Here is a 9,549-nt window from a genome sequence, read left to right as displayed (position 1 = left end):
CACGGTATGAAAAACGGGCAGAGAACTATCTGGCGATGCTGACAATTGCTGCAATTCTAATTTGGCTCAAATAGGGCATTACCTTACATTTAGACTTTGCAGATACGCCCTAGGGTGAGAAAAGTCGGCTCAAGCGTGAAGGCTTAATTTAGCGGTTACTTTGCCAAGAAGCCCTTCACTTGCTGTAATGCGTAAGGAAGAATTCGAGAAACAGCCCAACCCCCTGCCAGAATGATCGGAAATAACACGATTAGGACGCGAAAATCAAAATCCATACCCGCTCTCTCGCTTAATCAGACGTTTCAATAATTTAAATTTGTACCGTATTTCGTGTAGCTTTCAAAGCAGTTTTCTCAGAGGGTTCACATTTGTACACGAAAACCGAGATCCGTTCCTTTGTTCGCGTGAACGAGTGCTAATTTCTCGTAATGTTGAGCGTGTTCGATCAGGTGTTCGACTTCTGAATCTAAAAGTTCACGAATCGGCTTGCCCGGAACGCCAACGACTAACGATCGTGGCGGTACATCCTTAGTCACAACTGATCCCGCTCCAATGATGCTGCCTGCTCCCACTCGTACCCCATCAAGGACGATCGCCCCGATACCAATCAAACAGCCCCGCTCGATATGAGCGCTATGAATCACGGCTCGATGCCCCACCGTGACAAATTTTTCGAGGATCGTCGGATGACCCGGATCACCGTGAAGAATTGCCCCATCTTGAATATTCGTGCTGGCCCCAAGGCAGATTCTTTCTACATCGGCGCGGACGACTGCGTTATACCAAATGCTGACTCCAGCAGCGATTTCGACATTGCCAATTACCGTAGCATTAGGCGCAACGAAGGCAGCGATCGTCAAATCGGGAGGATTCCAATAAGACGGAGAAAAAAGAATTGGGACTTCAGAAGGATTCACGGTGATAATGAGACTAGAAACGCGCAAAGAGAAGACCGTTATAATAATTTCACGATCGCGCTTCACTTTAATGAAATATTCGATTTCCCGCACTTCATGATTAATCCCAGTTTGCAGTACCCGATATTTGGACCCGAAATTCAGTGCCCACACTGTCGGCAAACGATCCCAGCGTTGACTCTGACAGATACCTATTTGTGTCCACGCCACGGCGCGTTTGAGGCGAATCCGAAGACAGGCGAACTCATTCATCTCCAATCAGCGCGACACTGGCGGCTGTGGAATGATGAATGGTATCGCCAACACACCCATCCGGATGGCATTCGATTTGAGATTCATGAGGCGCTCGATCGACTTTATACGCAGGGCTACCGAGCGACTCGCGTGATTATTGCTCAGCGCTATAAGGAACTCATCAGCACGTATTTAGAGCGGAGTACCCCTTGGAGGGGACAATCCGATTCTCCGAAACCGAGACTTTATGGGCTTCCGGTCGAGTTTAGTCCTGATCCAAAAGATGATCCCTGCTGGGATGTAATTAATTTTGATTTAGAGAAGGAACCAGGAGCGCCTGTTCGCTATCCGTATTTTCGATTGTTTGAATAGAGCCAATGCACCACGTTTCGATCCGAACGGCTGATATTTTCAGGGCGATCGCATTCTACGAGCAGCTTGGATTTCAAGTGTGTGAGCGATTCCAAACGGGTTATACCTTAGCATGCTGGATGGAAGGCTTGGGCGGACGGATCGAACTGCTGCAAATTCCTGAACCGAAACCCGTACTCGATGCCTTTCACGATGAGCATTACACCGGATACTATCATCTGTCGTTTGATGTGACGGAATTGACCGATGAATTGCCGCAGTGGATCGAATCGTTGAAAACGAAATTGGGTGAGCAAGATCAAGCGTTAACGGTGTTACTGGAGCCGACACAGCAAATGATCGGCGATCGCGTGTATGAAGTGGCATTCATTGCCGATGCGGACGGATTACCGATCGAATTTCTCAATCGGCTGAAGTAATGAAACTCAGGAAGGCGAATTCAGACTATCTCTAAGAAATTCGATTTGTCTTTCATGCCGAAATTCGGGCAGTAGAGTACCATGCTCTCACCCGGATCGATTTGGTGTGGTATGCGCTCGGAACCCTTTCTCGATAACTGGACATATCTCAAAGTTGAATTTAACTGGCTGGAGCGGTTGTTGTTGACTGCCGTGGCGAAACAGCGCAAGGACGTAAAGACGATCGAGCGGGTATCGCAAACTAAAGCAGATCGCGTTACCAGTCATTGGTGGAAAGGATTGATTAGTTTAGACGAGGCGATCGCGTCGGATTCTCCGGTTGAGCGGCGCAAATCTGCGCCTACTCCAACCTATCAGCAGCAATTAGACGCACGGATTCAGGCAAGTGGGCAGCATGGAATTGGATTGGCGCTGCCGATGTTGTGCGATCGCTTGAATCTGACAACGTTTGAGAAAAATGTAGTTCTAATTGCCCTCGCGCCGGAAGTTCACCGTCGATATGCGCAACTGTATGGCTACTTACAAAGCGGTCATGATGTTGCTGAGCGACCGACGATCGATCTCGTACTCCGCTTGCTTTGTCGAACCGATGCAGAATGGCGGACGGTGAGATCGAGCTTGAGTGATTCCAGCCGATTGATGAGATCGGGCTTGATTGAGGTAGAGGAGAATGATCGATCGTCGTTTTTATCACGATCGATCAAGCTTTCCGATGAAGGCGTTAATTTTTTGCTGAGTGAGCCAGCAGAATTAGCTGAACTAGAAGAGTTAATTGCCGCTCAGATGCCCGCGCTGATCGCAATGACGCGATCAAGAAGATCCGTCAATCTGGTGTTGCCGGAAGCCGTTCAAGCGCAACTGGCGCAAGTGTGCGATCGCATTCGATTTGCACCCCAGCTACAAGCTTGGGGATTTACCGCATCGACAGGCGTGACTGCTTTATTGATCGGTGCTAGTGGAACGGGGAAGACGATCGCGGCTCAATCGATCGCCCAAAAATTAGCCCTGTCACTGACTGAAATTGATCTCGCGATCGTGGATGATTCGATCGAACTGATCGAAGAGTTGATTGATCAGGCACCAGAATTCGTATTGATTAAATCGGCTGAACGGTGGTTAAAGCGATCGGCTCCGATTGCACAGGTGATTCAACTGATTGAGGCTCGTAGCGGTTTAACTTGCTTTAGTGTGCGACATCGACTTGCAATCCCAACCGCACTACGATCGCGCATTCACTTTACGATCGAATTTTCTAAACCCGATGCTGCGGCTCGTGTGCAGCTTTGGAAGCAGGCATTTCCCGAAGTAACGCCGATCTCTGAAATAGACTGGCAAACGTTGGCTAAGAAGCATTCCCTTACTGGGGGAGAAATTCAGAAAATTGCAGAGATTTCGGCGATCGAAGCTCTTTCACAAGATGCCTCAGAAATCGAGCTACATCACGTGCTTAAAGCAATCTCCCGACTTTCCCAATGAGCGGCAGGACGATCGATTTTCGCTGCCACAACCGCACCATCAGAACCAAATTCAGCACAAAGTAACCCGAAGTGAGAAAGCTTGCCGTCAACAATAGCGGCAACTGCGCGGAGTCAGACGTAAAGGCGCTCGCGCCCATCAATCCGTAGAGCAACAGCCAGCCCATCGCAAGCTTCACCACGAATCGACTCAATGCGCGTTCTTGGCGGCTGCTCGATTGTCGATACAGCGTCCAAAGGGCTGGAAAAAATCCAAAAACGGGTAAAAGATAGAAAAATAGCCGCAAATGCCGGACTGCATCGGGTTCTAGGCGATCGAGATCATTCATAAGTCAAAGGGATCACGGCGGAAGGAGGATGAACCGAAACCAAAGCGCGATAATAATAACTAGAGACTGCCCAAAACGATCTCGTGAATTACTGTCGTTAGTTGTTGCATCATGCCTCATCGCAATAAAGTGTGGATTTGGTGGGATTCTTTATCTCCAGTATTAAAAGCGGTTGTGATCGCCTTTTTTGTGCCGCTTGTGGTGTTGAATGCGTGGGCGATCTCGTCTATTTTTGATTATTTTCATTCTTTATTAGTCATTGTCGCTGGCGCATCGTTGCTGACCTTTTTGCTGAATTATCCAGTTAGCTATATGCAGCAGCACGGAGCGACACGAGGACGGTCGGCAATTGTCGTGTTTCTGTTTACGATTTCGGTTTTACTTGCGATCGGGGTGACCCTGGTTCCGTTGGCACTCCAGCAAGCTCAACAGTTGGTGGTTCGATTACCAGATTGGATCGACTCAGGACAAAGACAATTAATCCTGCTCAACGATCAAATCGAAAAAGCTGGATTCCCAGTGAGTCTCGATGTATTGGCAGATCAAATCACGGCTCCATTGAAGAATCAATTGCAGCGATTAGCTGGGGATATTCTTGGGTTAGCGGTAATTACTGTCACCAGTTTGCTCGATGTCGTGTTGACGTTAGTATTGACATTTTATTTGCTGCAACACAGTGATCGTCTGTGGCAAAGTTTAGTTGAATGGTTGCCGCCTCGGATTCGAGATCCATTTAGCGAAACATTGCGCCTGAGCTTCCAGAACTTCTTCTTCAGTCAGTTGATCTCGTCTACCTCGATGGGGTTTGTGCTGACGGTAATCTTTCTGACGTTGCGCGTTCCGTTTGGATTGCTGTTTGGGTTAACGATCGGCACAATGGCGCTGATTCCATTTGGCGGATCGGTCGGAATTGCGTTGGTCTCGCTGCTGGTAGCGTTGCGAGATATTGGGTTGGGCGTTGAGGTGTTGATTGCCTCGTTGATTGTGCAGCAGATCATTGAAAATCTGATCATGCCGCGTGTGCTGGGTAGCTTTACGGGACTGAATCCGGTGTGGGTATTTGTTTCGATTCTGATGGGGGCGCGAGTCGGCGGATTGCTGGGTGTGGTGGTAGCAGTGCCGATCGCGGTTGTGATTAAGAGCATTTTGGTGTCGTTGCGATCGCCTCATCCAACGATTTTAGTGACCACAGATCCGCATCCGCTGACGATCGGACGATCGGACTCGGCGGAACTGACAAAAGCGACCGACAGTTAACGGTGTAATGTGCAATTGCTTGATAGTTCTTTTCGGTGTTCGCCCATACTGAATCTGTCCTGTTTAGGGTGAACTCAGATGCCTAGAACGCCGACCGAATTTTCTGTCCATATCATGATGGAAGGTGGACATCGCGAAGAAGTGCGATTTCCGACAATTCAAGATTTTCAAAAGTGGTACAGTGGCGAACTGATGCCGAAAGCCGCTTCAGAAGATTTTATTAGTGTTCCGATTAAAAACATCCAGGGCGAATACATGGTGGTGCGTCCAGCGCGAGTAGTAAGTTTGCGAGTTGAGCCAGTGTTTGCGGGGAGTGTTGATCGCTATTAAACCTCTAATTTTCAGATCGCGCAGAGTGGCTTAGTCGCTCTGCGCAATTTCGTGATTGCATCCCGATTTTGCAAACCATTCGGTACGATCGAATGACGCAATCAACGATACGAAAATGCAGGACGACACAATTCAAGACGACACAATTAAATTAGATCAATTTCTCAAGTTTCAAGGACTGGCGCAGACGGGTGGACAGGCGAAACTGTTAATTCAGTCGGGAGAAGTGCGGGTAAATGGCAAGATTGAGACCCGACGCGGACGCAAATTAGTCAAAGGAGATCGCGTGACCACGCTGGGAGAAACCATTGAAGTCTAATCTCCCTTAGAATCAAATGGAGTAGCGTTCCGGTCAGCGACAATGTATCTTACTTGGCTTGATAGTAATTCCTGGCTGCTTGAATTAGCCGATCGACGCCTTCTGCTTGATCCGTGGTTGGTCGGCGAATTGACCTTTGGCAATGTTGGATGGTTGTTCAAAGGAACCCGATCGCACGATCGTCCCATTCCCGAAAATCTCGATCTGATTTTGCTGTCTCAAGGCATTGAGGATCACGCCCATCCTGAAACGTTGAAGCGGTTAGATCGATCGATTCCGGTTGTTGCTTCTACAAGTGCGGCAAAAGTTGCACAAGCGATCGGCTTTAAGTCGATTACGACGTTAAAGCCTGGAGAATCGTTTACGCTCAATTCATCGGTGCAAATTCAAGCCACTGTAGGATCGGCATTAGGTCCAGCTACGCAGGAAAACGGCTATTTGCTGACAGAATTACCAACCGGGGTAACAATGTACTATGAGCCGCACGGAAATCATCCTTCAGCATTACCCACTCCGATCGATGTCGTGATCACACCGATGATCGATTTAGCCTTGCCCCTAGTAGGTTCGATTATCAAAGGGACTGAGAGCGCGATCGATCTTGCGAAGCAGGTTAAACCTCAAGTGATGCTCCCGACCGCAGCAGGTGGAGAGATTCAATTTGAAGGCGTTTTGATCTCGCTGCTCAAGGAAATCGGCAATGTTGAGGATTTTCGTGCCAAACTGGCTCAAGCGAATCTCAATACACAGGTGATTGAACCCAAACCGGGCGATCGCATTGAGATTGCTGTCGAGTCGGCGACGATCGCAAATTCGCTCTAAGTATAACGAAATTAACTGCTTCGTTGTGCAATCTGGGAAGCCCCCTAAATCCCTCACGGCTGAGAGACTTCAAACCGAGAAAGGTGCAAGATTCTCAAAGTCTCCCGTTTATGGGGGACTTAGGGGGCAAGAAGCCGCTTAAACTGAAGCGAAAACCCCAAACTTCATAAAGGTGTGACTATGCCCCCACTTTCCAGACAACAACTCGAAACCGAACTCAAACAGCTTGAGGGTTGGACAATTCAAAACGGCAAACTGCATCGCGAATTCAAATTTCCCTCGTTTGTCGAAGCTTTCGGATTCATGTCAAGCTTGGCACTCGTTTCCGAAGCGCTTGGACATCATCCAGAATGGTTCAACGTTTACAATCGCGTCACGATCGACCTCACCACCCACGACGCTGGCGGGATTACCTCGAAAGATATAGAGTGGGCGCGTCGAGCCAATCAATTGGAATAGATTCAGCCGAATGTCCAGATTTTTTACGTTAGTCCGGAAGAGCGAAATAATCGTGCGTAAAGGGTTCCTACGTAACCTAGAGAACATCGTCTGAACCTTGTACAGAGACGATCGCAATTCTTGATTTTGGCGAGGACTGGAAATGTTAGCGCAAGATTTAAAAATCACCAGCATCGTAGGAACAGGTGAGGAGTCCTCCGAAGGATTCCGCGCTTTGCTTTCTCAAATTGAATCCGAACTTTGCCGCAGCGAAGTCTTTCGTCGCGCGGTAGCAAGTTTGGAAGAAAGCCTTCCTGAAGGCGCATCCGCACAATTTTGTCTCAAAGCCGTTGGACGAGAAGCGATTCGATTAGCGCTGCGGGAAATGATGCCCCAAGCCGCCCCAAAACCTGCTGAACCTGTTCACTGCAAGAAGCCCCTATCCGAGTCGGAGCAGCATCGCCAGGCAGGTTTAGCTCGATTAGGCGCACAAATTCGCACTGCCCGCCAAGTCCGAGCAATGTCGATCGCGGAGTTGCACAGCAAAACGCTGGTTCCGGTACATCAACTGCAGGCGATCGAAGCGGGTCACGGAGCGCACTTGCCCGAAGATATCTACCTGCGGGGATTCATACACCGCATTGCCAAAGCGCTCGATCTCAATAGTGATCAGCTTCTCGAATTGCTGCCTGAGATCGATCCTGTCAAAGCTGTCCTGCCGACTTGGTATCATCCCCCGCAAAAGAGCGCGATCGAGATTGGTGGAATGGCGCTAAAACCTGTGCATCTCTATCTCGGTTATGCCGCAATGTTGAGCGGCGGGTTTGTTTGGCTCTCGCACCAATCGACTCCTAGCCCATCAATGAAGAGCTTGAATTCGCCTCAAGTTGAACCTGCTTCCAAAGCTGAAGCTCAACCGACTGCAAAAATAAGTGCAAAGATGCAAGTTGCTGCACCCGAACGGCTCTAGAAAATTCTGAAGGCATTGATTAACCAGTGCCTTCACGCTTCAAATTCAAAATTGGCTGAATTGCATAATAGTAAATCGTAAATAACATTCCAGAAAAAACCTGCCCGCCGATCGACCCATGCCAGAACTCAAACGCAGCTTTGCCCCAGTAAACGGCTGCTAATACCATCACTGCAATTCGCACAATATTAAGTAATAACGCCAGCGTGATTCCGATGACGATCAACCGCACCATCAAGATCGCTCTCACTCGAAACGCTAATCCGATGATCACGGCGGCGATCATAATGACAAACGCCATTTCAAATCCATCACATCCGGGCGCAACTTCCACGCTTCCGGCTGGCAAAATCACGAACTCATTCTGCAAATCAACAGGTTGCCCGATCGCCCGCAATACCCAACTGCCTCCCCACGCCATAAACTCCGCCAAAGCTTTCGGTGGCGCAAAGATACTCCAGAGGTGACGGGCGATGCGCTGCCAATTTGGATGTAGGCTGATCGTGAGCAGCGCGATCGCCAACCATTGATGGCGCAAAAAGCTTAAGCCAAGATAGCTTAGAGTGCCGCCAATCAGCATAATCATGCAGCCAAACGCTTGCGGAGCCGTAGCTGGGTAATAAAAATAAAAAATAGCTAGACCGCCCAGCACAAGGCTACTTCCAAGCCATTGATCTTCAATTAGAGGTTGGCTGAGTGAAGCGTGATGCTGATCGCGTCTTAACTGTCGAACGGCAAGCCCGATAAGCAGCACATTCAGAATCAAATGGGGCATCCCGCTCACCTGAGTCGTTGCAGCAAGCGATAACCAAGTCGGAAAATACACGCCCAGTCCAAGTGCTGCACCGAGCAAAAGAATCCAGTTATGGATTGATCTCAGGCTTGATTTGAAGTCGGCAAAATCTCTAGGCATCCATGTTTAAAGTCAATGTCTAAAATCAATGTCTAAATAAGTACAATCCGTAGCGCCCTAGAACCAAAAGCGAAATTCCAATCACAGCAAAATTGCCAACGGACAGAAAACCAGTTTTGAAAATGCTGTTATTTGCCGTTTGCTTTGCGGTTTCTGTGCGGGTAGTGAGTTGCTGCGTGGCTTGCTCTATCTGCTGCGGTGAGATTTTCCCTGCCGCATTGGGATCAGATTGAATCGCCTCGATGCGTGAGCTAATCTGCGAGGACTGAGCGCTGATGCGATCGAGTGCTTGACGCTGCAACGATAAGCTATCCTGTGCCACTACTGCACAAAACAATAGAAACGAAATGCCGATCGCAAAACAAAATAGCGAGATCGATCGCAGCAGTTTTCGCCGTTCGGCTCCGTAAATTAACAGAGATAGCCCAAACAAGATGACAATACTGCGGTTGCTAATTTGTTGCAGCGTTCCCAAGCGCCAACCTGCTTCTGCAACATTGACGGGAAACACAATGACTAGAAAATCGAGCGCAAAAGCAACCAGACAAGTGCACCCTACGATGCGACAAAGCTTTTTTGCGCGTGACGACTCAATTAGCGGGGAACTCACGATCGGTTTAGAAGTAAAAGTCATACACAAGCGACGCTAAAGTAACCTCTACAAAATTCGGTAGATTGCGTCGGAATTCCGCGAAAGGAATGCCTCAATTGTATCAACGCGATTTTAGTGAACTAGGGAAAATACTTAAACTTC

At 48.7% G+C, this 9,549-nt stretch carries 14 protein-coding genes; 9 read left to right on the top strand and 5 right to left on the bottom strand.

Annotated features, from left to right (window positions below):
* Window positions 1-155 precede the first annotated feature (155 nt).
* Both NC980_RS15520 and NC980_RS15515 read right to left on the bottom strand, forming a co-directional pair.
* Window positions 156-275 carry a photosystem II protein Y gene (locus NC980_RS15520; RefSeq protein ID WP_190379508.1) on the bottom strand — a complete coding sequence of 40 codons (120 nt, stop codon included), beginning with the start codon at window positions 273-275 and terminating at the stop codon, window positions 156-158.
* 87 nt (window positions 276-362) lie between these two features.
* Window positions 363-917 carry a gamma carbonic anhydrase family protein gene (locus tag NC980_RS15515; protein WP_190379523.1) on the bottom strand — a complete coding sequence of 185 codons (555 nt, stop codon included), beginning with the start codon at window positions 915-917 and terminating at the stop codon, window positions 363-365.
* Window positions 918-1,013: 96 nt separating this feature from the next.
* Here NC980_RS15515 and NC980_RS15510 point away from each other — a divergent pair, with 96 nt between their 5' ends.
* From NC980_RS15510 to NC980_RS15500, 3 genes are all read left to right on the top strand, one after another.
* A complete protein-coding gene (locus tag NC980_RS15510) occupies window positions 1,014-1,523 on the top strand; it encodes a TIGR02652 family protein (protein WP_190379507.1) in 510 nt (169 codons plus the stop codon).
* Between the two features lie 5 nt (window positions 1,524-1,528).
* Window positions 1,529-1,942, top strand: a complete 414-nt coding sequence (locus tag NC980_RS15505) for a VOC family protein (RefSeq protein ID WP_190379506.1) — start codon at window positions 1,529-1,531, stop codon at window positions 1,940-1,942.
* A gap of 81 nt (window positions 1,943-2,023) precedes the next feature.
* On the top strand, window positions 2,024-3,418 hold the full coding sequence (locus NC980_RS15500; protein WP_190379505.1) for an AAA family ATPase: 1,395 nt from the start codon (window positions 2,024-2,026) through the stop codon (window positions 3,416-3,418).
* Here the strand turns inward: NC980_RS15500 and NC980_RS15495 are convergent.
* Window positions 3,390-3,746, bottom strand: a complete 357-nt coding sequence (locus NC980_RS15495; RefSeq protein WP_190379504.1) for a hypothetical protein — start codon at window positions 3,744-3,746, stop codon at window positions 3,390-3,392. The genes NC980_RS15500 and NC980_RS15495 overlap by 29 nt on opposite strands.
* A 111-nt stretch (window positions 3,747-3,857) precedes the next feature.
* Here NC980_RS15495 and NC980_RS15490 point away from each other — a divergent pair, with 111 nt between their 5' ends.
* The 6 genes from NC980_RS15490 to NC980_RS15465 all read left to right on the top strand — a co-directional run bounded on the left by NC980_RS15490 (window position 3,858) and on the right by NC980_RS15465 (window position 7,882).
* On the top strand, window positions 3,858-5,003 hold the full coding sequence (locus NC980_RS15490) for an AI-2E family transporter (RefSeq protein WP_242027212.1): 1,146 nt from the start codon (window positions 3,858-3,860) through the stop codon (window positions 5,001-5,003).
* A gap of 78 nt (window positions 5,004-5,081) precedes the next feature.
* The gene (locus NC980_RS15485; RefSeq protein ID WP_190379503.1) at window positions 5,082-5,333 is read left to right on the top strand and encodes a hypothetical protein; all 252 of its coding nucleotides are present in this window, start codon (window positions 5,082-5,084) and stop codon (window positions 5,331-5,333) included.
* Window positions 5,334-5,448: 115 nt separating this feature from the next.
* Window positions 5,449-5,652 carry an RNA-binding S4 domain-containing protein gene (locus NC980_RS15480; RefSeq protein ID WP_190379502.1) on the top strand — a complete coding sequence of 68 codons (204 nt, stop codon included), beginning with the start codon at window positions 5,449-5,451 and terminating at the stop codon, window positions 5,650-5,652.
* 42 nt (window positions 5,653-5,694) lie between these two features.
* On the top strand, window positions 5,695-6,474 hold the full coding sequence (locus NC980_RS15475) for an MBL fold metallo-hydrolase (RefSeq protein WP_190379501.1): 780 nt from the start codon (window positions 5,695-5,697) through the stop codon (window positions 6,472-6,474).
* Window positions 6,475-6,654: 180 nt separating this feature from the next.
* Window positions 6,655-6,933 (top strand): 4a-hydroxytetrahydrobiopterin dehydratase, encoded by a 279-nt coding sequence (locus NC980_RS15470; protein WP_190379500.1) that lies wholly within the window; start codon window positions 6,655-6,657, stop codon window positions 6,931-6,933.
* Window positions 6,934-7,075: 142 nt separating this feature from the next.
* A complete protein-coding gene (locus NC980_RS15465; protein ID WP_190379499.1) occupies window positions 7,076-7,882 on the top strand; it encodes a helix-turn-helix domain-containing protein in 807 nt (268 codons plus the stop codon).
* A 19-nt stretch (window positions 7,883-7,901) separates the two neighbouring features.
* On the opposite strand, the gene crtC is transcribed toward NC980_RS15465, so the two are convergent.
* Both crtC and NC980_RS15455 read right to left on the bottom strand, forming a co-directional pair.
* Complete coding sequence (gene crtC, locus NC980_RS15460) at window positions 7,902-8,795, bottom strand: cyanoexosortase C (protein ID WP_190379498.1); 894 nt, start codon at window positions 8,793-8,795, stop codon at window positions 7,902-7,904.
* 25 nt (window positions 8,796-8,820) lie between these two features.
* Window positions 8,821-9,429, bottom strand: a complete 609-nt coding sequence (locus tag NC980_RS15455; RefSeq protein ID WP_190379497.1) for an HpsJ family protein — start codon at window positions 9,427-9,429, stop codon at window positions 8,821-8,823.
* Window positions 9,430-9,549: the final 120 nt, after the last annotated feature.

The sequence above is a fragment of the Leptolyngbya sp. AS-A5 genome (assembly GCF_039962495.1).
GTDB lineage: Bacteria > Cyanobacteriota > Cyanobacteriia > Leptolyngbyales > Leptolyngbyaceae > Leptolyngbya.
Note: the sequence above shows the minus strand (reverse complement) of the source record. Positions and strands in the feature narration are given on the sequence as shown.